The following is a 22,257-nucleotide window of genomic DNA, read 5'->3' on the forward strand; positions in this document are numbered from 1 at the left end:
CCGCCCAACAGGTGCGGGGCGTTCACTTATCCAAAACGGAAGCTGGTGGCGGTGACGCCGCCAAATATCCCTTCTTCGTGATAGGTCACGGTCGCAGGTTCGCCTTCCGCCGCGCCCAAGGCCGCAAACAGCGGCACAAGATGATCTTCCTCTTTATGGGCGATACGGGCGGATGGGGCCTGTTCCCAATCTAGAAGAGCCCGAGTGCGGTCTTTCGCGGGAAGCATCAAAGCCTCGTTCAGCCATGCGTCAAATTCGGTCGATGGCACCCGTGCCTCTGGCCCCATCAGGCGCAGGTTGTGATAGCTCAGACCTGATCCGACAATCAGTACGCCCTCGTCCCGCAGCGGGGCAAGCGCGCGCCCCAAGGCAAAATGCGTGGCAGGGTCATATCCGTGTTGAAGCGAGACCTGATAGGTCGGCATGTTCGCATCGGGATACATGACGGCCATGGGCGCGAAAACGCCATGATCAAACCCCTGCGTCGGGTTCAGCGTCGTTGGCAAGCCTGCGGCCTGAAGCAAATCGTGGGTGCGCTGGGCAAGATCCGGTGCGCCGGGGGCAGGATACTGGATCTCATAGGTTTCCGGCGGGAACCCGGTATAGTCGTAAACCATTGGCGGGTTGGCGGAGGACATGACGGCGAACTGCGCGTCCTCCCAATGGCCCGAGATCATCAGAACCGCCTTCGGCACTTCGGGAAGCTCGGCGGGCATTGCGGCTAACGATGTTTCCAACCTGGCAAACATTCGGCGCATGTTGGGTATCCACGGCCACGGGCCACCGCCATGGGATATGAAGTATGTGGGCATTTTGGGCATGTGTATTCCTTTCCGATGCTGAACAGCTAATCGGTGCAGGCCTTGCAGAAAACGACAAAAGCCGAACAGGCACTTAGCAAAAATGCACAGAACTCAGGGCTGGGTGAAGGCAAAACACCCTTGGTCATGTTGCCAGACAGCGCCCGCAATGTCGAAGTTCGTGATCAAGCCCGGGCGTTCGAAATCGGCGCAGAGCAAAAAGCCCTTCGCGGTCAGCGCTTCATACCGATATGGCGCATCCGTCGTGCGATCGGTCAGGGGCAGGTCGGTCCCACAGTCACCCATAGGTGCCAGCTTGGTTGGCGCGCTTCCAGTAATGTCAGCGACACATCGTGCAAAACTTGCCAAAACACGCAGATCAGCCAGTCGTGCAAGATCACGTTTCTCGGCACGGGCGGACGTGGGACCGCCGGTGATCGTCAGGCCCGCAGCAATCGCCAAAACGACAACCGCGCCGATGATAACAGGAGCAAGGGCGTCACGCTCCATCCCGCGCCTCGTCAGCTTCTTGACGGAAATAGGTGAAGATTGCACCTGCAACGCCAGCAACAACCAGTGCTTTCAAGATGAAACGCAGGGTCAGGTCTCCGCTGAGCAGCGCATAGATCACTGCCATCAAGTCACCCAGAAGCGAGATAGAGGCCAGGAACAGGGTGACATAGCCAAACCACTTGCGTACGCCGGATCGGCGCTTTCCGGGGTCTGCCTTGGTTGCCTGAACTGTTCGCCGGTTCAACACCAGAAAAGTCGGCGCAAACACGATCAACGCCGCAATGGACCAGCGGGTCGAGCTCAGTGCAGAACGACCCGAATATTCGTCCAGCGGATCGGCAACCCAATGGTCAATCAGATTGTGCAACAACGCCACCAAGTGCCATGCGGTCATCGCCAGTGCCACGAACATGATGCCATAGAAAAAGGCCTCGCGCGCCGAAACATAGGGGCGGGGACGCGGCACGGGTGTTGGAAAGCTGATGTCGGCCCAGGCGTCCAGCGCCTCGGCAATTTCGTTCGGCGCCCAGCCGGACTGCGTCAACGCCGCGCGAATGTCGTCGCGGCTTTTGCCTGCCGCCAACGCATCGCGGGTAAACTCGGCAAGTTGGTCGGACGGACGCATCAGTCTTTCTCGCCCAGCACGTTTTCTTTGAAGGCCACTTCGAATGCGGCCTGCTTTTCTGGGCTGGCATCAGACTGAAATTTGGCTTTCCAGTCGTCATAAGGCATCCCATAAAAGACCGCGCGCCCTTCTTCTTTCGACATGTCGAAGCCCCGCGCGTTTGCTGCTTCCTGATACCAGCGCGACAGGCAGTTTCTGCAAAACCCGGCCAGGTTCATCATGTCGATGTTCTGAACATCCTGACGATCTTCCATCAGGTGCTTTTGTAACCGGCGAAACGCGGCTGCCTCGATCTCGATGCGGGTTTGGTCATCCATGGCGGGTCCTTTCGGTCGATAAGGTCACTTCATCAGGTGGGGGCGAAAGCTGCAAGGTCAAGCAAACGATCGACCACGTGGCCGCCCATTGTGGCTACAACCCGGTTTTTGCCAAGGTTTCCGTCAGGATTGGGGCCAGACGCTCTGCCCAGCCGCGCTGTTGGTCTTCGGTTTCGATCAGATCATTACGGATTTCGATCAAAACATTGACCCGCCCGGTCAAAACCGCGTGGCGATCAATGCTGTCACCATCCAGATGGCCGCCATAGGGTTCATTTTCACCAACGCAGAGGTCGGGTTCTTCTCGGAGCCGTGCAATCAGGGGGGTGGCCAGCCGGCTGTCGCGGTCATGCAGGATCGCAATGTGCCACGGGCGTTTTTCGCGCCCATTCAGCTGCGGCGTATAGGAATGCATCGCAAGGATCACGCTGTTGTTTTGCCGCGCGGCAAGACGCGCGACGGCCCGGTGATAGGGGCGATGAAATGCGTTCAGTCTGCGGTCGCGTTCCACCTGATCAACATGGCGGTTTGCGGGAACGACGGTGCCGTCGTAGAGTTTCATCACAAGCGTCGGATCATCTTCGCCCCGGTTGGGATCAATCACGAGCCGCGAGAAATTTGACAGGATGGCCGGGGCATCAAGCAGATCGGACAAATGGCGCGAGACGCCCGCCGCGCCGACATCATATGCGATGTGTCGGGCCATGTCCCCGGGTGCGACACCCAGGTCGCCATTTGCCACGCAGGGCGGTACGGTGTTGGCGGCATGATCACATGTGATCAGCCAGCGCGAGGGCCGATCTTCGCCAAGGATAAAGTAGGGATGGTATGTCATACGTGTGTCATTCATGTTTGCCAGACCCGTTTATGCGAGGTGTCAGGCAAGCGCCAGTTGTCAGCGCTAACATTTTCGGGCATAGAGCAATCAACCCGCTAAAAAGAGCAATAATAAGGAGAGGTGCCCCGTGAGACGCCACCGGAATGTAAAGATTGTCGCCACTCTCGGCCCCGCCTCCAGCGATTACGATACGATTCGGGCGCTGTTCGAAGCGGGTGCAGATGTGTTCCGCATGAACATGTCGCACGGCACCCATGATGAACAACGCGAGCGTCATGCCCTTGTGCGACGTGTTGAAAAGGATATGGAGCGCCCGATCGCGATCCTTGCGGATTTGCAGGGGCCAAAGCTGCGCTGCGGTGTCTTTTCTGCGGGTGCCACTGAAATCGAAGAAGGTCAGGACTTCCGTTTTGATCTGGATGAGACGCCCGGCGAAAGCCATCGCGTGTGCCTGCCACATCCCGAGATTTTTGCGGCCCTGAAACCCGGATCCTCGTTGCTTGTAAACGACGGTAAGCTACGCTTGAGGGTCAAGGATTGCGGCGAAGATTTCGCGGATTGTGTGGTCGAGGTTGGCGGAACAATCTCTGATCGCAAGGGTGTGAATGTGCCGGATGTGGTGCTGCCTCTGGCCGCCCTGTCGGATAAGGACCGTGCCGATCTGGAATTCGCCTGCCAACTGGGCGTCGATTGGCTGGCGCTGAGCTTCGTGCAACGCGCCGCCGACGTTGAAGAAGCCCGCGATCTGGCGCAAGGACGCGCAGCGATCCTGTCGAAAATCGAAAAACCGGCTGCGGTGGATGCGTTTGAGGCCATTTTGGAAGCATCCGATGGCATCATGGTTGCGCGGGGCGATCTGGGCGTCGAATTGCCCGTTCACGCGGTGCCCCCGATCCAGAAACGCCTGATCCAACTATGTCGCCGTGCTGGCAAGCCGGTGATTGTCGCAACGCAGATGTTGGAAAGCATGATCGAAAGCCCGATGCCGACGCGGGCCGAGGTGTCGGACGTCGCCAACGCTATTTATGATGGCACGGATGCGGTCATGCTGTCGGCGGAAAGTGCCGCGGGACAGTATCCCATTGACGCCGTCGCGACGATGAACGCCGTGGCGATCGAAGTTGAACACGACCAGACCTATCTGGATCAGGTCGATGCCCAGCGGGTCGCAACCAGAAGCGGGGTTGCCGACGGGATCGTCGCCGCCGCGCGCGAGATCGCGGAAACGACGGATATCAAAGCGATCTGCTGCTTCACGCAGTCGGGCACCACCGCCCTTCTGACCGCGCGGGAACGGCCGCGTGTGCCAATCATCGCGCTGACCCCGCTACGAGACACCGCGCGGCGGTTGTGCCTGTCTTGGGGCACCAATTGTTTTGTGACGCCGGACGAAGTCTTGCGGTTCAAGGCTGCTGTGGTTTCGGCCGCGAGGGCGGCGCGCAGTGCCGGTTTCGCCACGGAAGCCGACCAAATCGTCGTCACCGCTGGCGTGCCCTTTAATGTGCCGGGCACAACGAATATCCTTCGTGTGGCACCCTGCGATGAACGGCAAATTTTTGCCACAGATCACGAGTAACCTGTCTTCATCGCACCGGGGTGGGTGTGGAGGAGAGAGTAATGAGGGAAGACACGTTTCTGGTTGTCGGGATCATAGTGCTTGCGCTGTCGATCCCATCGTTCCTGTCCGCAATCCGGGATGGCCGGGCGCCACGGGTGCCGGCCATCATGTTCATGATCGGGGGTGCCCTTATCGCGCTTGCGATGATGAACCGCCCGGGTGGATATCAGATCGAAGATATATTCACGGCATTTCGAACGGTTTTCAGCCGATTGAAGGTGTTGCTGGCCGCCTGACCGGGTTGCCCACTGAGACGGGCAGAAAGCACTTGCCAGCCTGAAAGATTCCGCCTATACGCCGCACTTCATGCGCGACCGGCTCAAGTGGCATGCCGAGTCGTGTAAAAATACCGAACCTACGAAGGAGACGGAAATGCCCAAGATGAAGACCAAATCGAGCGCCAAGAAGCGCTTTAAGGTGACCGCGACCGGTAAGGTCCTGGCAGGTCAGGCCGGCAAGCGCCACGGCATGATCAAACGTCACAAGAAATTCATTCGTGATGCCCGCGGCACCACGACCCTGTCCGCCCCCGACGCCAAGATCGTCAAGGGCTTCATGCCCTACGACCGCTAAGAGGAGATACGGATATGTCCCGCGTTAAAGGTGGAACCACAACCCACGCCCGTCACAAGAAAGTCGTCAAGGCCGCGAAAGGCTATTACGGTCGCCGCAAGAACACCTTCAAGGTGGCGCGTCAGGCCGTCGACAAGGCGAACCAATACGCAACCCGCGACCGCAAGAACCGCAAGCGCAATTTCCGCGCCCTGTGGATCCAGCGGATCAACGCTGCCGTCCGCTCGCATGACGAAGCTCTGACATACTCGCGCTTCATCAACGGCCTGAACCTGGCCGGCGTTGAAGTGGACCGCAAGGTTCTGGCCGATCTGGCCGTGCACGAGCCTGACGCTTTTGGTGCCATCGTCGAAAAGGCGAAGGCCGCGCTCGCGTAACTCCATATCGGAGAGACAATTTTGGAAGCCGCGGACCTTTTCAGGTCTCGCGGCTTCTTGCTTTCTGACGCCCCGTTTCGTAGCAGGGGCATGACGTAAGAAAAGGGGTCCGGGATGGACGATCTGAGGCAAAAATATATCGACGCCGTGGCCGGTGCCGCGGACGAGGCCGCATTGGAAGACATCCGCGTTCAGGCGGTCGGCAAGAAGGGCGAAGTGGCCCTGAAAATGCGCGAACTGGGCAAGATGACGCCCGAGGAACGGCAGGTCGCAGGTCCCAAGCTGAATGCCCTGAAGGACGAGATCAACTCGGCCATCGCCGCCAAGAAATCTGCGCTGGCCGATGCTGCCTTGGACGAACGCCTGCGCACCGAATGGCTGGACGTGACCCTGCCGGGCCGCCCGCAGCGTCAGGGCAGCATCCACCCGATCAGCCAAGTGACCGAAGAGATTTCCGCGATCTTCGGGGACATGGGTTTCGCGGTCGCCGAAGGGCCGCAGGTTGAAAGCGACTGGTATAATTTCGACGCGCTGAACATCCCCGCCGAGCACCCGACCCGGACCGAGATGGACACGTTCTATATGACCATGCCCGAGGGCGACAACCGCCCGCCGCATGTGTTGCGTACCCATACCAGCCCCGTGCAGATCCGTGCGATGATGGATCAGGGCGCCCCCATCCGCGTGATTGCGCCGGGCCGCGTTTACCGCGCCGATTACGACCAGACCCACACGCCGATGTTCCATCAGGTTGAAGGGCTGGCGATCGACAAAGATATCTCGATGGCGAACCTGAAATGGGTGCTGGAGGAGTTCTGCCGCGCGTTTTTCGAAATCGACGGCATCGAACTGCGCTTCCGCGCCTCGCACTTCCCCTTCACCGAACCGTCGGCCGAGGTTGATATCCGCTGTTCATGGGAAGGCGGCACATTGAAACTGGGCGAGGGCGACGACTGGATGGAAATCCTCGGCTCGGGCATGGTGCACCCGCATGTGCTGAAATCGGCAGGCGTGGACCCGGACGAATGGCAAGGCTTCGCCTTCGGCATGGGCATCGACCGTCTGGCCATGCTGAAATACGGCATCCCCGACCTGCGCGCGTTCTTTGATTCAGACCTGCGCTGGCTGTGGCATTACGGCTTCGCTGCGCTGGACGTGCCGACGATGCGTGGGGGGTTGAGTAGGTGAGTTCAACGGATTGGCTAAATAGATACTTAGAAAGTTTGGCCGCAATCAAAGCGCCGGTGCTCGAGTGCTTGCTGCCACCTGCGAGTGAGAGTGAGATACAAATGTTGGTGCAAGAGACAGGATTAAGCATCCCGTCATCTTTGCGTGCATTTTGGCAACGAGTCGGAGGTATCCAACAAGGGTTAACCTACCACAATGCAGCGTTTGCCGGATATCTGTTTGCACCAGTCTCTGTACAGGAATCACTCGAAGACTTTCGTTTGGCGGAACAGTTGCGTCGCGAAAACCCTTTGGAGGATCAGGAGTTTTCCGATCAGTTTTGGCCAGCCGGAATGATCAAGTTTGCTGGCGAGGATTCAAACGGGTTCTGGGTGAATTGTAGGCCAGACTCGCCAACGTTTGAGAGTGTCTATGTGCGTTTCGTGAATAGTGATCCGCTGTTGCGTTGGTCGACAAGCATTAGCGCGCTATTTGAAACGCTTTGCGCTGCCGTGGGTGAGGGAATAATCCGGGTCGCGGGAGAAACCGACGTCAATTGGGATACGGGATCGCTAGCTACCAATGAAGCCGCCTTAGATGTGTTGGCTAGAAAAATGAATCCGGGATGCGCTGCGCATGACGAGGAGTCTGCAGTTCAAGCTACCCCAGACTGGAACTAAGAGGTTCAAATGAAATTCACCATCTCCTGGCTGAAAGACCACCTCGACACCACGGCCTCCGTGGATGAAATCGCCGAGGCCTGCACCGATCTGGGGCTCGAGGTTGAGGGCATCTTCAACCCCCTCGACCGTCTGGGCGCGTTCACCCTCGCCAAGGTCAAGTCGGCCGAAAAACACCCAGACGCCGACCGTCTGCGTGTCTGCACGGTGGAAACCAACGAAGGTGACAAGACCATCGTGTGCGGCGCACCGAATGCGCGCGAAGGGATCACCGTGGTCCTTGCCAAGCCCGGCGATTATGTGCCCGGCATCGACGTGACGCTCTCGGTCGGCAAAATCCGGGGCGTCGAAAGCCACGGCATGATGGCGTCCGAGCGCGAGCTGGAGCTGTCGGACGAGCATGACGGCATTATTGAGCTGCCCTCGGGCGAGGTGGGCGAGCGGTTTGTCGACTGGCTGGCCGCCAATGACCCGACCAAGGTGGACCCGGTGATCGAGATTGCGATCACCCCCAACCGCCCCGATGCGCTGGGCGTGCGCGGCATTGCGCGCGATCTGGCGGCGCGGGGGCTTGGCACGTTGAAGCCGTTGAAAGAGCACAAGGTGCCCGGCACTGGCCCTTGCCCGATCAATGTGACGATTGATGACGACACCAAGGGCGACAACCCGCTGTTCATGGGCCGTCTGATCAAGGGTGTGAAGAACGGCCCGTCGCCTGCGTGGCTACAAGCGCGCCTGCGTGCGGTCGGGCTGCGCCCGATTTCGGCCCTTGTCGATATCACCAACTTCTTCACCTATGACATGAACCGCCCGCTGCACGTGTTTGATGCCGACAAGGTCAAGGGCGACCTGCGGGTGCACCGCGCCAAGGGCGGTGAAACCCTGATCGGGCTGGACGAGAAGGAATATACTTTCGACCCCGGAATGGTGGTGATCTCGGACGACGAAGGCATCGAGTCCATTGGCGGCATCATGGGCGGTCTGCCAACCGGCTGCACGGAAGAAACCACCAATGTCTTTCTTGAGGCAGCGTTCTGGGACACGATCCAGATCGCCCGCACGGGCCGCGCGCTGAAAATCAACTCCGACGCGCGCTATCGCAACGAACGCGGCATCGACCCGGAGTATAACGCGCAGGCGATCGAGGCCGCGACGCAGATGATCCTTGATCTCTGTGGCGGTGAGCCGTCGGAGGTCGTGGTGGCGGGTGAGGTGCCGGATACAAGCCGGGCTTACAAACTTGACACCGACCGGGTGCAATCGCTGGTCGGCATGGACATTCCGGCAGATGAGCAAGTGAAGACCCTGACCGCGCTGGGCTTCACCATCAAGGACGGCATGGCCCATGTGCCAAGCTGGCGTCCTGACGTGCAAGGCTCGGCCGATTTGGTGGAAGAGGTCGCGCGCGTCGCGTCCCTGACCAAGCTGGTTGGCAAGCCGATGGCCCGCGCCCATGTGGGTGTGCCCAAGGCGATCCTGACCCCCATGCAGAAACGTGAAGGCATGGCGCGGCGCACGGTCGCCGCGCTGGGCTACAACGAATGCGTGACTTACAGCTTTATTGACGAAGCCAGCGCCCAGCGGTTCGGCGGTGGGGCCGATGTGACGCGGTTGCAAAACCCGATCTCGTCCGAGATGAGCCATATGCGCCCGTCCCTGCTGCCCGGTCTTCTGCAAGCGGCGGCCCGCAATCAGGCGCGCGGCTTCATGGATCTGGCACTGTTCGAGGTTGGCCCTGTCTTCCATGGCGGTGAGCCGGAAGAATATGAACAGATGATCACCGGCATTCTGGTCGGCCATACCGGCCCGCGCGACCGGTTCGGGGCGCGTCGCCCGGTGGATACCTATGATGCCAAGGCGGATGTCGAAGCCGTGCTGAACGCCATCGGTGCCCCGGCCAAGCTGACATATGTGCGCGACATGAACGCGTGGTGGCATCCCGGACGCTCGGCCAAGCTGGGGCTGGGGCCGAAAAACATCCTTGGCGCGTTTGGCGAATTGCACCCGAAAGCGATTGCCGAGATGGACGTGAAAGGCCCGGTTGTGGCGTTTGCGGTGCATCTGGCCAAGGTGCCCTTCCCGAAAGCCAAGGGCACCGGACGCGGGGCGCTGGGGGCCAGCGATCTGCAGCCGGTCGAGCGCGACTTCGCCTTCGTGGTGGATGCCGATGTGGAAGCGATCAATCTGGTGAACGCCGCGGCAGGGGCCGACAAGGCGCTGATCACCGATGTGAATGTCTTTGACGAATTCATCGGCGGATCGCTGGGCGAGGGCAAGAAATCCCTTGCCATCACCGTGCGCCTGCAACCGCGCGACGCCACCCTGACCGACAAGGATATCGAGGCGGTCAGCGCCAAGATCGTCGAGAAGGTCGGCAAGGCAACCGGCGGCACCCTGCGCGGTTAATCAACAACGCGGCCCTTCGGGGCCGCTGTTTCATTTGGAGGAAACCATGACCCTGAACGTCTATCTATCCGGCGAAATCCACACCGATTGGCGCGAGCAGATCATCGACGGTGCGAAGGGCTTGGACATTACATTCTCTGCCCCGGTTACCGACCATGACGCGTCCGATGATTGTGGCGTCGCCATTCTTGGGGCTGAGGACAACAAGTATTGGCACGACCACAAGGGCGCGATGATCAATGCGATCCGCACCCGCAAGGCGATCGAAGATGCCGACGTGGTTGTCGTTCGGTTTGGCGAGAAATATCGCCAGTGGAATGCGGCCTTCGACGCAGGCTATGCCGCCGCGAAGGGCAAATCCCTGATCGTCTTGCAGCAACCCGAGCACGACCACCCGCTGAAGGAAGTCAACGCCGCCGCCCTTGCCGTCGCGCGCGAACCGCATCAGGTTGTGGAAATTCTGCGCTATGTTCTGACCGGTGGTTTGGGCAGCTAGGGCGCACTGAACAATCTTGGGCTGTCGCCCGACTGTTTTTCCCCACGAAACAATATGCAAGGCAGAACGTTTTGCGCTAACCTGCCCGCAGGCTGGCGGAAACACGTCGGCGTCTAAGTGTAGTGAGGACAGTATGCTTCAAGAATTCAAAGACTTCATCGCCAAGGGCAATGTCATGGACATGGCCGTTGGTATCATCATCGGTGCGGCCTTCACGGCAATCGTCAGCTCGCTTGTGGCGGACCTGATCAATCCGATCATCGGGCTGTTCATGGGGGGCATTGATTTCACCAACATGTATGGCGTTTTGTCGGGGACGGTGCCTGAAGGGGCATCGCTGGAAGCCGCGCGTGAAAGCGGTGCGGCGGTCTTCGCCTATGGCTCGTTCATCATGGCGATCATCAATTTCCTGATCATTGCCTTCGTGGTGTTCATGCTGGTGCGCTTCGTCAACAAGGCCAAGGACGCCGCGATGAAGGAAGAAGAGGCCGCCGCCGAGGAACCGGCAGGCCCGAGCGAGGTCGACCTGCTGGTCGAAATCCGCGACGCGCTAAAGAAGTAAACGCGCCGGTGACATGCTTTTAAGGGTGCCCCGAAGTGGGCACCCTTTTTCTTTGGCCTTTTTCCAACGCAGGCGCAAAATTCTATGTTTTTCGTTTGACACCGGGGGCGGGCCGGAATATCTCGACCTCCGATGTGAGATGGCGTGGTAGCTCAGCTGGTTAGAGCACAGCACTCATAATGCTGGGGTCGGCGGTTCAAGTCCGCCCCACGCTACCATCTCCATCAAACGGTCTGGTTCGACCGCGAAGAAAAGCCCCGCCGCGTGCGGGGCTTCTTTCGTTTCAGGGTTGCTTCAGATGATAGATCAGCGCGTTTTTGACAAACAAGCGCAACGCGTCGATTGGCAAGGTCTGTCCATCCTCAAACAAGATTGCGCGATTTCCATCAAACGCGAAGCCATCGGGAAACAGGCTGCGAAAGTCAGAGATCAGCGTTGTCTGGCAATGGACGTAAATCGCAAAGCCACCGGTCTTGGGCGTCCCCAACCGGATCGTGGTGCCTGACTTGCTGTCAGGCGTCAGATAGGCTGGCTGACCCCATTTCAAGGTCTCATCAATTCGACCAACGCCGGGCGTTTCTTTCGCGGTGGTGAAGATCAGTTCGCGCAGCGTCAAAAGACCGCGATGCGCGTCGGCTGGAAGGTTGGCGAACACGCCAGCAACGGCTGAGCTTTGGAACGGAGGAGATGTATCAGACATGACAGCAAGGTGCTGCGCACAAGTGCAGGTGTCAAAGAAAAAGCCCCACCGAAGGGCGGGGCTTTCCCAGATCGTGAGTGGTGATCAGATTTTCAGGGCGTCCTGCGCCGAGATATAATCAAGGCCAAGCGCCTCGCCGACAGCGGCGTAGGTCAGCTTGCCTGCATGCACGTTCAACCCGTTCAGCAGGTGTTCGTCATCCGCGCAGGCTTGCTTCCAGCCTTTGCCAGCCAGCGCCAGCATGAATGGCATCGTTGCGTTGCCAAGAGCGATGGTCGAGGTGCGGGCGACGGCACCCGGCATGTTCGCCACGCAGTAATGCATCACACCATCCACCTCATAGATCGGGTCGGCATGGGTGGTGGCTTTTGACGTCTCAAAGCACCCACCCTGGTCAATGGCCACGTCCACCAGGACGGCACCAGGTTTCATCGTTGACAGCTGCTCGCGGCTGATCAGCTTCGGGGCAGCAGCGCCCGGGATCAGAACCGCACCAATCACCATGTCAGCAGTCGTGATCAGCTCGGCTGTGGCCGCGGCGGTCGAATACTGGTTCTTGAAGGTGCCACCAAAGACATCGTCCAGATAGCGAAGACGCGGCAGCGAGCGATCAAGCACGGTTACATCAGCGCCCATGCCCGCCGCGATCTTGGCCGCGTGGGTGCCCACGACGCCGCCGCCGATGACCACGACCTTTGCCGGGCCGACACCGGGCACGCCGCCCATCAGAACGCCACGGCCGCCGTTAGCCTTTTGCAGGGTCCACGAGCCGACTTGTGGTGCAAGACGTCCTGCGACTTCGGACATCGGGGCCAGCAAGGGAAGACCGCCGTTGCGATCGGTGACGGTTTCATAAGCGATGGCTGTGCAACCGCTGTCCAGCAGATCCTTGGTCTGTTCGGGATCGGGTGCGAGGTGCAGATAGGTGAACAGCAACTGACCTTCGCGTAGCATCTTGCGTTCAACCGCCTGCGGCTCTTTGACTTTAACGATCATGTCAGCCTTGGCGAACACCTCGTCAGCCGTGTCCAAAACGGTTGCGCCAATGGCAACATAATCTTCATCCGTGAAGCCTGCGCCAATACCAGCGTTGGTCTCGACAATGACGCTGTGACCGCGAGCAATAGCCTCGCCAGCCGCGGCTGGTGTCAGACCAACGCGAAACTCCTGCGGTTTGATTTCTTTCGGGCATCCGATCAGCATGGGGTATCCTCCTCATTCCCTGTTGTCGGTTAGTTCGGTATCTCAGGGATAGAAGTCTGCCCGAAATCAAACGCAATTGCTTTGAAAAGAAGTGTTGTTCCTGCTAGAAAGTATCGAAGAATACATCGAAGAATTCGAAATTTGCGCAAGAAATTTGTGAGATAATGGAACTAGACAGTATAGACCGTCGTATCCTTGGGGTGCTTCAACGCACCGGGCGTATGTCCAACTCGGACTTGTCCGAGAAGATCAATTTGTCACCCTCGGCCTGCCATCGCCGGGTTCAACGGCTCGAGGCCGAAGGTTACATTCGCGACTATGTGGCCCTGCTGGACGCGCGCAAGATGGGCTGTCCTTCAACCATATTCGTCGAAATCACATTGTCCGGTCAGGCCGATGAATTGCTGGATGCGTTCGAACGCGAGGTCGCATTGATCCCCGATGTGCTGGAATGTCACCTGATGGCGGGATCGGCAGATTACATTCTGAAGGTCGTCGCGGCGGATACCGAGGATTTCGCCCGCATCCACCGCCAACATTTATCGCGCCTGCCGGGTGTGCAGGGGATGCAAAGCTCGTTCGCGCTGCGCACCGTGTTCAAGACGACCGCTCTGCCGGTTTAGGCGGTGCGCGCGGCCAGCGGTTGCTCTTTCACCGGCAGATGGACGATCGCCGAGAAGGCGCCGACGCCAACGCCGATCCACCACACCACGGTGTAATCGCCAAAGGCATCATACATCCGCCCGCCAAGCCACACGCCCAGGAAACTGCCCAGCTGGTGCGAGAAGAAAACGATCCCGTAAAGCGTGCCCATATAACGCAGGCCATAGATATGTGCGACCAAACCTGAAGTCAGCGGCACGGTTGCCAACCACAATGACCCCATCGCAATGGAAAAGATGATGACGGATGTCGGCGTGATGGGCATCAGGATGAACACTGCGGCCACCACGGTCCGTGCCGCATAGATGCCCGCCAGCAAGTATTTCTTGGAATAGGTCTTGCCCAGATAGCCGGCCAATAGCGTCCCCCCGATGTTGGCCAGCCCGATCAACGAGATCGAGATCGCTCCGAGCGCAGAGGTTGTCGAAACGCCGATGGTTGCCAATGTGCCAGAGGGATCAATCGCGCCGCACATCTCGGTCACGAAGGCGGGGAAGTGGGCGGTGATGAAAGCCAACTGATAACCGCACGAGAAGAACCCCAGAAAGATCAGCGAATAACTTGGGTCGCGCAAGGCCTTGAGAAGTATTTGCCCCATGCTGTCCTCAAGCTCTGATCGTGAGGCCATGGGTTGTGTTTTCATCAGGGGCAGCAAGGCCAGCGTCGCAAGGATCGCGGCCGCGAACACGATGAACACGTTCTGCCAGGACATGAAGCCCAACAGGTATTCCGCCAGCGGTGCGCCGAACACCTGCCCGGCCGACCCTGCGGCGGTTGCAATGGCCAGCGACATGGACCGGTTTTCATCGCTCGCCGCGCGCCCAACAACGGCAAGGATCACGCCAAAGCCCGTCCCTGCGATCCCGAAACCAACGGCGATTTCAAGAAGCTGATGCGCGCCGGGTGTCACGGCGTTCGAGGACGCCACAAGGCCGACCGCATAGATCAAAGCCCCCATGATGATGGCTTTGCGATCCCCGATCTTTTCGGCGATGGCCCCAAATATGGGCTGCCCGATCCCCCAGGCCAGGTTTTGTATGGCGATGGCCAGCGAGAACTCGGCGCGGGGCCAGTTGAACTCGGCCGCAATCGGGATTTGAAACACGCCAAAGCTTGCACGAATCGCGAAGCTGACGAGGATGATCAGACAACCTGCCACAAGGACGGGCGTGATAAGGGGCGTGCGTGTTTCAGTCATTTGCATACGTTCCGCGAATTCGACCAACTGGTCAATTCTTCGTTTCTGATCTGTCACTTCACCTTTCCTTATGTGTGGAAGCGATTTATTCCTCGGCCATGGCAAACCTGATCGAGATTTATGAAACTCTTGCCCAAAATGGCGAGATTACCCGAGACCCGGCGCAACAGGCATGTTTGCCTGCGTTGGAAGACATCCGCGCCCATCTGGACACCGCACCGGCCCGCAAGCGGGGGATACTGGGTGGCCTGTTTCATTCCAAACCCGAGGACGTGCCGCAGGGGATGTATCTGTGGGGCGGTGTAGGGCGTGGCAAGTCCATGCTGATGGACCTGTTCGTCGACAGTTTGGACATTCCAGCCAAGCGCCGTGTGCACTTTCACGCCTTCATGCAGGAAGTTCACGAGGGTATGGCGGCAGCACGTAAATCCGGCGTCGATGACCCGCTTGCTCCGGTGGCGCAACAAATCGCTGCAGATGTCCGCCTGTTCGCATTTGATGAAATGCAAATCACCGACATCACCGATGCGATGCTTGTGGGGCGCCTGTTCGAAAAGCTGTTTGATGCAGGCGTCGTTGTTGTGACCACGTCAAACCGTCACCCGGACGAGTTATATAAGGACGGATTGAACAGGCAGCTTTTCCTGCCCTTCATCGAACTGATCAAAGAACAGATGGTCGTGCACGAGCTGGTCAGTCCGAATGACTACCGCCAGGACCGTCTAGCGGGCGAACAGGTTTACTTTACCCCGGCAAATGCTGATGCACGCAAGGCGATTGATGCGATCTGGCGCGATTTGACGGGCGGTGAGGCTGAGCCGTTGACCCTGACCGTCAAGGGGCGGGATGTGATCCTGCCCGCCTATCGCAATGGCGCGGCGCGGGCCGGGTTCCATGATCTGTGCGGCGCCATGCTGGGGCCGGGTGATTATCTGACGATTGCAAAACACGTGAAGCTGCTGGTGTTGGAAAATATTCCGCAGCTTGGTCGGTCGAACTTCAACGAGGCAAAGCGCTTCGTCACCCTGATCGACGCGCTTTACGAAGCGAAAGTCCGGCTGATCGCCTCGGCTGCCGCCCAGCCCGAGATGCTGTATGTCGAAGGCGAAGGCTCGTTCGAGTTCGAACGCACCGCCAGCCGCTTGCGCGAAATGCAGGATAAGGATTGGGGGCGTGAATGAAACGGGGCCGCCATTGGCGACCCCAAGGTCTTGTCCTGCCCGCTTAACTTAGCGCATCGCGACCAAAACCCGAACTCAGCCACCCGCGTTCAGGACCAACACTTCGGGGCGCTACGAACGCCTAGTGCCGGGAACCTGTGCCGGAAGCGGGGGAGGCAAGGGCGGTCTTCGCTTCAATCACAATCGCGGGCGGATTTGTGATCACAATATGATCCATCCTTTTCCGCGCCAACCGAAACATAAGACCCCCTGGTCAAAGTACTGCTCGACAAGCCGTTCACTTGTTGTGAACTTTACCTGAAGAATACTCTATTAGTAGAGGCTAACTGCTTATTTTGTCAACATATTGTGGCGAATCATATGCCGATTCGCCGAAGCGTAAAAAAGTGATTCTTTTCGGGGGGTTGGTGGTCGAAGTGAATCCTGTTGCGTGAATTTCGTGAAATTTTATTTGTGATCACGAAGGGGTTCGGGACTGTTGCGGACTATCCGCTCCGTTTCAAAACCGACCCTGCCAGATACAGCGATCCGCAGATCAGGATGCGGCATTCAGGGTCATCTTTTCGGATCGCCGCAATAGCATCTGCGACAGAGGGTGCCTCGGACGCGCTGAAACCCACACTGCGTGCCTCTCGGGCCGTGACGTCGGCGGGCAACGTATTGGCCTCTCCGGGGATCGACACAGCCGTCAAACTGTCGGCCACTTGCGCCAATGGGCGCAGATACCCGGCGATGTCCTTGGTGTTCAGCATGCCGCAGATCAGATGGGTGGGGCGTGCAGGCAGGCTCGCCAGCACTGTCGCCAGCATTTTCCCTGCCGCGGGATTGTGGCCCCCGTCCAGCCACAGCTCTGCATCCCCGGCAGCGTCGACAAGTGGGCCATGGTGCAGGCGCTGCATCCGCGCGGGCCAGGTCACGTTGCGCATCGCAGTTTCGCAGGCCGTTTCACCAAACCCCAGTTGACGCAGGGCGGCGATGGCCGCACCTGCGTTTTCCAGCTGATGGGGCCCGATCAGGGCGGGCATCGGAAGGTCCAGCAATCCGGTTTCATCCTGAAAGATGAACCGTCCCCGCTCTTGATCAATATGCCAATGCTGCCCATGGGCGAACAAAGGGCAGCCCAGACGGGCAGCCTGTGCCTCGATCACCTCAAGCGCTTCATCCGGTTGCGGGCCGACGATGCAAGGCACGCCGCGTTTCAGTATGCCCGCCTTTTCGCCCGCAATGGCGGTCAGGGTCTCGCCCAGAAACTGCGTGTGGTCGATCGAGATCGGGGTGATAATTGTCAGTTCAGGTTTCGCGACCACATTGGTGGCATCAAGGCGGCCACCCAGCCCCGTTTCCAGCAACGTGTAGTCGGCAGCCGTTTCCACAAATGCCATCAGGGCGGCAACGGTGGTGATCTCGAAATATGTAATCGTGTCGCCGCCATTGGCGGTATAGGCGCGGTCCAGCACTTCGGACAGGGCGTCTTCGCTGATCAATTCGCCGGCCAGTCGGATACGCTCATGGAAACGGGCCAGATGCGGTGACGTATAGGCGTGTACCCGTTTTCCCGCACCTTCCAACCCCGCGCGCAACATCGCGAGGGTGGAACCTTTGCCATTGGTGCCTGCTAAATGGATGACCGGTGGTAGCCTGTCCTGCGGGTCGTCAACCGCATGTAACAGGCGCCAAACACGGTCCAGCGTCAGATCAATGATCTTTGGGTGAAGGGACATCATCCGCTCAAGGATGATGTCCGAACCGTTTTCGCTCACCCTTTCGCCGCCTTGGTCTCAGCCTTGGCCTTGGGTTCGGCGGGCGTGGCCTTGGCATCGACCTGCGGGGTGGCCACATCCTCGGGCTTCGGCAGGTCGCCTTTGATTGCCGGGCCCTGTCCTGTCAGCATACGCAGGATCGTGACAAGCTCGTCTTTCATATCCTTGCGATGGGTCACACGGTCCAGCATCCCGTGATCCAGAAGGTATTCGGCGCGCTGAAACCCGTCAGGCAGCTTCTCGCGGATCGTCTGTTCAATCACGCGCGGACCAGCAAAACAGATCAGCGCGTTGGGCTCAGCGATATGAACGTCACCCAGCATCGCATAGGACGCTGTGACACCGCCCGTGGTGGGGTGGGTCAGAACGACGATGTAGGGCAGCCCCGCCTCTTTCAACATTTGGACCGCAACCGTGGTGCGCGGCATTTGCATCAGGCTCAGGATGCCTTCCTGCATCCGTGCGCCACCCGCGGCAGAAAACAGGACAAGCGGGCGCTTCGCCTTAACCGCGCGTTCTGCCGCGGCAATGATCGCGTTGCCCACATACATTCCCATCGACCCCGCCATGAAGCTGAAATCCTGCGCCGCGGCCACGATCGGAGTGCGCCCGATCTCGCCCTCGGCAACCAGCATCGCCTCACGCTCGCCGGTGTCCTTGCGGGCGGCTTTCATGCGCTCGGGGTATTTTTTCTGGTCCTTGAAATGAAGCGGATCGTCGACCGGGGCCGGAACGTTCACCTCGGAGAACACGCCTCCGTCAAACAGCGCCTGGAATCGTTCGCGCGGGGTGATCGCCATGTGGTGATCGCAGTTGGTGCAGACATTCAGGTTTTCGGCAAATTCGCGATGAAACAGCATCGTGCCGCATTCCGAGCATTTGGTCCACAAATTCTCGGGCACCTCGCGGCGTGAGAACAGCGAGTTGATGCGGGGGCGGACGTAGTTCGATATCCAGTTCATCGCCTGTCTTCCTTGGTCGTTTCGCTTTAACTAGTCCGCCTGTGCGGTATTTGCAATTGGCTGGTTGCGTTGGGTCAACTTCCACCACAGGGCAAAAGCGGCCAGGATCGTGAAGGTTTGGGTCAGGATGGACCACGTCATTTGGGTGCTGGTCAGATCCATTTCCGTCAGGAACAGCGAAAAGCCATCCAACGTGCCCTTGGTTCCGGAAAAGATCAGCATGGCATTGTTGCCAAAATGCAGACCGGCGGCGGCACCAATATTGCCGGTGCGCAAGGTGACGACTGCCAACAATATTCCAATGACGGTCGTGTGTGTAACGTAGAAAACACCGTTGATGCCATAGGTGACGGGATCATAGTGCAAGATGCCAAAGGCGAGCGAAGGCAAGATCGCCCAAAGCCAGATTGACCCGAACCGCGCGCGGAGTTGCTGCAGTAGATAGCCCCGAAACACCAGCTCTTCGGCAAATATCTGCATCAGCACTAGGATCAGCGCTGGCACCACCAGAAGCGCCCAATTGACGAAGGGCATGGATTGCTGGGCGGTGGATTCAGGCGCCGCTGGCAAGAACAGGGATTGAACGAGTTGTAACAGGATGGCTGCGATGCTGACCCCGATGGCAACCAACAGGCCCCGCCTGAAATGACGCCAATTCACGCGAAGGGCAGGACCGAACAGGCTGCGAAATCCGCGCTTGTGCAGCAGCCTGACCGTCAACCAAAGCCCAAGGTGATACCCAAGAAAGGTCAGGAAGAACACCGCCGCCTCGGCCGGGGTTGATGCTCCGAGCATTTGACCCGGATCGGTGCCGAGCAAACGGGCACCGATAATGAAGATCACAAAGGTGGCGGCAAAGAATACGGCGTGGATGACAAATACACCAAGGATGGTGCGCCATATCTGAATACGAGGAAAAGCGGGGGACCAGAACGCCTGCTTGGCGATCAGGTCGTTTTGATTGAGGGAAACAGACACTTGGATACCTGACGATATTAACTCATTTGCGGTATGATGGGGGTGATCGGACGGATGGACAACCGGGAAAAGTTGGTGGAAATCTGTATGTGTCGCGTAAGTGCCCGTACTGTGGTGCGTCGGGTGGGGGGAAGTAATGGTTAAGGATTGGAAGGGTTGCGGCAGTGCTGCGTTGCGCGTCGGTATGGTGCTGAGTTTCACGCTCGGCCTGACAGGCTGCTTCGGCGGCGGCGGAAAATCCGGCCCCAACCTGTCGGAAAGCCCGATATTTTCGAACGAGCGTGCGACGCCGAGCGAAGGCTTGGTGCGTCAAAAAACGGTCATGGGTGGGGCCGTGACGATTGCAGCGCCGAAAGGGTTCTGTGTCGACACCTCGTCCCATCAGGACACCGAGGCGGGCGCATTCATTCCCATCGGGGCCTGTGCAGCCATGACAAAGAATCCAGCGGACCCCAAACCGCCAAAGCCAGCCTTTCTGACAGCGACCGTGCTGCCAATGCCTGTTCAGGCTGCGGCGATGTCTAACGACCCGGATGCCCGACTGCGCGAAGCGCGCGGCTTTGTGCAAAGCGACGCCGGCCGTGCAGCGCTGAGCCGGGTGGGCAAGGCGGATACCGTCGAACTGCTGGATGTCAAATCGGCCTCCGGTGTGCTGTATGTGCGGCTCAGGGATACGTCGGACGGCCTTCCAGCGGCACTTGCGAACACCACATGGCGGGCGTTTTTCGAGGTGAACGGACGGCTCGTCACCGCCAGCGCCACGGCATTTGCGGATCAGCCCTTTGGCGAAGGCAAAGGATATGGGCTGCTGCGCGATTTCGTAGCCCAGATCCGCAAGGCAAACAAAGACAGCAAAGGTGTCGGAAACGTCAAAAGCTGGTTCGGCGGTTTGCGCAACTGAAGCCTTTCTGTTCTAAGAATGAGTGCGGGCAGCGGACGAATCTAAGCAGGGCAACATCACATCATGGCGCGACGTGTGAACGGCATCCTTGATCACTGGCTTCAACGACGGTCATTGCGACGGTGGAGTTCTGTATTGCAGCGTGCCGAAACACTTGATCTTGCCGCCTTGCGCAGCGTTCGCACGCGCGCGCGCGCGCTGCGGCAGGCGCTGGATCGGGTGCTGCATGTGGCAGATGGTCGGCTGACACTGCCGCTGATCGGCTCGGACGCGATCCAAAAGCCGCTGCACAGCGATTGGGCCTATCGGCCGGAACTGTGGCGCGGCCCGTTGTCGCCGCCGGGGCAAGCTGCGGTCGAAAGCAAGTCGAATTTCGGTAGCGAGGCGGCCATCTTTCATGACTGCAGGGTTTCGGAGCTGACGGTCCGGCAGATCCGCAATACCCGTGAAAGTGACCTTGCGCCGTTTGGTCTCAGGATGGATGTGTTTGGGTTCGACGGGTCTTTTCTGTCGCTTGTTGTCGAGCTTCCTCAAACTGCTGTCGATGGGTTGAAGCGCAACCACCTTGTGCGTCTGACAGCTTTGGTTGAAATGGAAAAGCCACTTGAAGTGTATGCGCGCCTGAACATCCAACACGGGCCGAACACGGAACAAATCGTCCGCGCGCTGCCGGTCGAGGAAACCGAGGCGATTGTCGAGTTCGATCTTGCCTATACGAACCTGAATGAAAAACGGGTCGACCGGATGTGGATTGATCTGGTGTTTGAAAACCCCGAGATGAGTCAAGTGATCCTGCGCGACGTGACGTTGAGCCGTCGCCCGCGGGCAGAAGTTTGATAGGAGCGTGAAGTGACAAAACCCCAGTTGGTAAAGGCACGCATTCAAGCGGGTGTATGGGAAGGCGTTCTGACAGTTGCAGATGCGCAGGACACACCCCCCGAGCTTCAGATAACACATCTTTCCCAGAAGATTGATGGTTCGACCGTGGCGCCGCAGCCGGATCAGCCCGGCACATATATCGTCAAAGTGCCGATCCCGGCGGAATTGCTGACTGACGGCGTTCAAACTTTCCTGATCACCGACAAAAGCAGGGGTGTGACCCTGAATTCCTTTTCGATTGTGACCGGGCAACCGCTTGAGACCGACATCCGCGCCGAGGTCGATTTACTGCGTGAAGAGCTGGATATGCTTAAACGTGCGTTTCGGCGGCACTGCATGGAAACCAGTTGATCATGTCCCGTTTGTTGGTCAGCGCATGCCTGATGGGACAGAAGGTGCGATATGACGGGCAAGCCAAGACCTTTCTTCACACCTGTTTGACCCGCTGGGACGCTGATGGCCGCGTGGTGCCGTTTTGCCCGGAACTGGCAGGTGGTTTGGCGGTGCCACGTCTGCCCGCCGAGATAGAGCCGGAACGAGACGGTGCCGATGTTCTGGCTGGTCGGGCAAAGGTTGTCGACAGTGCGGGGGTGGATGTCACAGCGGCCTTCGTTGCGGGTGCCCGGATGGCAGTGAAAATGGCCCAGACCCAGGGTTGCACCCACGCTTTACTGACCGAGGCCAGCCCGTCTTGCGGATCGACACTTCTTTACAGCGGCCATCACGATGGCACGCGGCGGGCGGGGTTCGGTGTGACCACGGCTGCGTTGCAGGCGGCAGGTCTGGCCGTTTATGCTCCGCATCAGATCGACGCCTTGGCCTTGGATTGCGCGTGGTAAACCCGGTCGGTTACGCAGCGT

Annotated in this window: 26 protein-coding genes and 1 tRNA gene; 16 read left to right on the top strand and 11 right to left on the bottom strand. The window is 59.0% G+C overall.

Annotated features, from left to right (window positions below; all coding sequences use genetic code 11):
- Positions 1 to 26: 26 nt before the first annotated feature.
- From J3R80_RS03060 to J3R80_RS03080, 5 genes are all read right to left on the bottom strand, one after another.
- Positions 27 to 821 (bottom strand): class III extradiol ring-cleavage dioxygenase, encoded by a 795-nt coding sequence (locus J3R80_RS03060; protein ID WP_275392293.1) that lies wholly within the window; start codon positions 819 to 821, stop codon positions 27 to 29.
- Positions 822 to 914: 93 nt separating this feature from the next.
- Positions 915 to 1,310 carry a hypothetical protein gene (locus J3R80_RS03065; RefSeq protein WP_275392294.1) on the bottom strand — a complete coding sequence of 132 codons (396 nt, stop codon included), beginning with the start codon at positions 1,308 to 1,310 and terminating at the stop codon, positions 915 to 917.
- Positions 1,300 to 1,938: a DUF5671 domain-containing protein gene (locus J3R80_RS03070; RefSeq protein ID WP_275392295.1), complete on the bottom strand. Its 639-nt coding sequence runs from the start codon at positions 1,936 to 1,938 to the stop codon at positions 1,300 to 1,302. The genes J3R80_RS03065 and J3R80_RS03070 overlap by 11 nt, the downstream gene beginning before the upstream one ends.
- Positions 1,938 to 2,255 (bottom strand): DUF1244 domain-containing protein, encoded by a 318-nt coding sequence (locus J3R80_RS03075; protein ID WP_275392296.1) that lies wholly within the window; start codon positions 2,253 to 2,255, stop codon positions 1,938 to 1,940. Before J3R80_RS03075 ends, J3R80_RS03070 begins: the two co-directional genes overlap by 1 nt.
- A 94-nt stretch (positions 2,256 to 2,349) precedes the next feature.
- Complete coding sequence (locus J3R80_RS03080; RefSeq protein WP_275392766.1) at positions 2,350 to 3,090, bottom strand: N-formylglutamate amidohydrolase; 741 nt, start codon at positions 3,088 to 3,090, stop codon at positions 2,350 to 2,352.
- Positions 3,091 to 3,220: 130 nt separating this feature from the next.
- Here J3R80_RS03080 and pyk point away from each other — a divergent pair, with 130 nt between their 5' ends.
- The 10 genes from pyk to J3R80_RS03130 all read left to right on the top strand — a co-directional run bounded on the left by pyk (position 3,221) and on the right by J3R80_RS03130 (position 11,190).
- The gene (gene pyk, locus J3R80_RS03085; protein ID WP_275392297.1) at positions 3,221 to 4,669 is read left to right on the top strand and encodes a pyruvate kinase; all 1,449 of its coding nucleotides are present in this window, start codon (positions 3,221 to 3,223) and stop codon (positions 4,667 to 4,669) included.
- 41 nt (positions 4,670 to 4,710) lie between these two features.
- Complete coding sequence (locus J3R80_RS03090) at positions 4,711 to 4,947, top strand: hypothetical protein (protein WP_275392298.1); 237 nt, start codon at positions 4,711 to 4,713, stop codon at positions 4,945 to 4,947.
- Between the two features lie 136 nt (positions 4,948 to 5,083).
- Positions 5,084 to 5,284 (top strand): 50S ribosomal protein L35, encoded by a 201-nt coding sequence (gene rpmI / locus J3R80_RS03095; protein WP_008560811.1) that lies wholly within the window; start codon positions 5,084 to 5,086, stop codon positions 5,282 to 5,284.
- Positions 5,285 to 5,298: 14 nt separating this feature from the next.
- The gene (rplT, locus tag J3R80_RS03100; protein ID WP_191287591.1) at positions 5,299 to 5,661 is read left to right on the top strand and encodes a 50S ribosomal protein L20; all 363 of its coding nucleotides are present in this window, start codon (positions 5,299 to 5,301) and stop codon (positions 5,659 to 5,661) included.
- 114 nt (positions 5,662 to 5,775) lie between these two features.
- Positions 5,776 to 6,849, top strand: coding sequence for a phenylalanine--tRNA ligase subunit alpha (gene pheS / locus J3R80_RS03105; RefSeq protein ID WP_275392299.1), 1,074 nt, complete (start codon positions 5,776 to 5,778; stop codon positions 6,847 to 6,849).
- Positions 6,850 to 6,905: 56 nt separating this feature from the next.
- The gene (locus J3R80_RS03110) at positions 6,906 to 7,508 is read left to right on the top strand and encodes an SMI1/KNR4 family protein (RefSeq protein ID WP_275392767.1); all 603 of its coding nucleotides are present in this window, start codon (positions 6,906 to 6,908) and stop codon (positions 7,506 to 7,508) included.
- 9 nt (positions 7,509 to 7,517) lie between these two features.
- A complete protein-coding gene (gene pheT / locus J3R80_RS03115) occupies positions 7,518 to 9,914 on the top strand; it encodes a phenylalanine--tRNA ligase subunit beta (RefSeq protein ID WP_275392300.1) in 2,397 nt (798 codons plus the stop codon).
- A gap of 46 nt (positions 9,915 to 9,960) precedes the next feature.
- On the top strand, positions 9,961 to 10,410 hold the full coding sequence (locus tag J3R80_RS03120) for a YtoQ family protein (RefSeq protein WP_275392301.1): 450 nt from the start codon (positions 9,961 to 9,963) through the stop codon (positions 10,408 to 10,410).
- Between the two features lie 133 nt (positions 10,411 to 10,543).
- Positions 10,544 to 10,972, top strand: a complete 429-nt coding sequence (gene mscL / locus J3R80_RS03125) for a large conductance mechanosensitive channel protein MscL (RefSeq protein WP_275392302.1) — start codon at positions 10,544 to 10,546, stop codon at positions 10,970 to 10,972.
- A gap of 141 nt (positions 10,973 to 11,113) precedes the next feature.
- Positions 11,114 to 11,190 (top strand) — tRNA-Met (locus J3R80_RS03130).
- A gap of 65 nt (positions 11,191 to 11,255) precedes the next feature.
- Here J3R80_RS03130 and J3R80_RS03135 read toward each other — a convergent pair.
- On the bottom strand, positions 11,256 to 11,672 hold the full coding sequence (locus tag J3R80_RS03135; RefSeq protein WP_275392303.1) for a DUF1801 domain-containing protein: 417 nt from the start codon (positions 11,670 to 11,672) through the stop codon (positions 11,256 to 11,258).
- An 84-nt stretch (positions 11,673 to 11,756) separates the two neighbouring features.
- Positions 11,757 to 12,875 carry an alanine dehydrogenase gene (ald, locus tag J3R80_RS03140; protein ID WP_275392304.1) on the bottom strand — a complete coding sequence of 373 codons (1,119 nt, stop codon included), beginning with the start codon at positions 12,873 to 12,875 and terminating at the stop codon, positions 11,757 to 11,759.
- 164 nt (positions 12,876 to 13,039) lie between these two features.
- Here ald and J3R80_RS03145 point away from each other — a divergent pair, with 164 nt between their 5' ends.
- The gene (locus J3R80_RS03145; protein WP_275392305.1) at positions 13,040 to 13,498 is read left to right on the top strand and encodes an Lrp/AsnC family transcriptional regulator; all 459 of its coding nucleotides are present in this window, start codon (positions 13,040 to 13,042) and stop codon (positions 13,496 to 13,498) included.
- Here the strand turns inward: J3R80_RS03145 and J3R80_RS03150 are convergent.
- Positions 13,495 to 14,736, bottom strand: coding sequence for an MFS transporter (locus J3R80_RS03150; RefSeq protein ID WP_275392306.1), 1,242 nt, complete (start codon positions 14,734 to 14,736; stop codon positions 13,495 to 13,497). The two genes, J3R80_RS03145 and J3R80_RS03150, sit on opposite strands and share 4 nt — an antisense overlap.
- A 98-nt stretch (positions 14,737 to 14,834) precedes the next feature.
- Here J3R80_RS03150 and zapE point away from each other — a divergent pair, with 98 nt between their 5' ends.
- Positions 14,835 to 15,917, top strand: a complete 1,083-nt coding sequence (gene zapE / locus J3R80_RS03155; RefSeq protein WP_275392307.1) for a cell division protein ZapE — start codon at positions 14,835 to 14,837, stop codon at positions 15,915 to 15,917.
- Between the two features lie 485 nt (positions 15,918 to 16,402).
- Here the strand turns inward: zapE and J3R80_RS03160 are convergent, their stop codons facing one another.
- Genes J3R80_RS03160 through J3R80_RS03170 form a run of 3 tightly spaced genes read right to left on the bottom strand, consistent with a single transcriptional unit; the run spans position 16,403 to position 19,617 of the window.
- Entirely contained in the window at positions 16,403 to 17,677 is a 1,275-nt protein-coding gene (locus tag J3R80_RS03160; RefSeq protein WP_275392308.1) for a folylpolyglutamate synthase/dihydrofolate synthase family protein, read from the bottom strand.
- Positions 17,674 to 18,639, bottom strand: coding sequence for an acetyl-CoA carboxylase, carboxyltransferase subunit beta (gene accD, locus J3R80_RS03165; RefSeq protein WP_275392309.1), 966 nt, complete (start codon positions 18,637 to 18,639; stop codon positions 17,674 to 17,676). Before accD ends, J3R80_RS03160 begins: the two co-directional genes overlap by 4 nt.
- A gap of 30 nt (positions 18,640 to 18,669) precedes the next feature.
- Positions 18,670 to 19,617 (bottom strand): type II CAAX endopeptidase family protein, encoded by a 948-nt coding sequence (locus J3R80_RS03170; RefSeq protein WP_275392310.1) that lies wholly within the window; start codon positions 19,615 to 19,617, stop codon positions 18,670 to 18,672.
- A 136-nt stretch (positions 19,618 to 19,753) separates the two neighbouring features.
- On the opposite strand from J3R80_RS03170, the gene J3R80_RS03175 reads away from it, so the two are divergent.
- The 4 genes from J3R80_RS03175 to J3R80_RS03190 all read left to right on the top strand — a co-directional run bounded on the left by J3R80_RS03175 (position 19,754) and on the right by J3R80_RS03190 (position 22,236).
- Positions 19,754 to 20,518, top strand: a complete 765-nt coding sequence (locus tag J3R80_RS03175) for a hypothetical protein (RefSeq protein ID WP_275392311.1) — start codon at positions 19,754 to 19,756, stop codon at positions 20,516 to 20,518.
- Positions 20,519 to 20,581: 63 nt separating this feature from the next.
- The gene (locus tag J3R80_RS03180) at positions 20,582 to 21,355 is read left to right on the top strand and encodes a DUF6478 family protein (RefSeq protein ID WP_275392312.1); all 774 of its coding nucleotides are present in this window, start codon (positions 20,582 to 20,584) and stop codon (positions 21,353 to 21,355) included.
- Positions 21,356 to 21,367: 12 nt separating this feature from the next.
- Positions 21,368 to 21,748, top strand: a complete 381-nt coding sequence (locus J3R80_RS03185; RefSeq protein WP_275392313.1) for a hypothetical protein — start codon at positions 21,368 to 21,370, stop codon at positions 21,746 to 21,748.
- Positions 21,749 to 21,750: 2 nt separating this feature from the next.
- Complete coding sequence (locus tag J3R80_RS03190; protein ID WP_275392314.1) at positions 21,751 to 22,236, top strand: DUF523 domain-containing protein; 486 nt, start codon at positions 21,751 to 21,753, stop codon at positions 22,234 to 22,236.
- Positions 22,237 to 22,257 lie beyond the last annotated feature (21 nt).

This window comes from Aliiroseovarius sp. Z3, assembly GCF_029105185.1.
In the GTDB taxonomy this organism is placed as follows: Bacteria; Pseudomonadota; Alphaproteobacteria; order Rhodobacterales; family Rhodobacteraceae; genus Aliiroseovarius.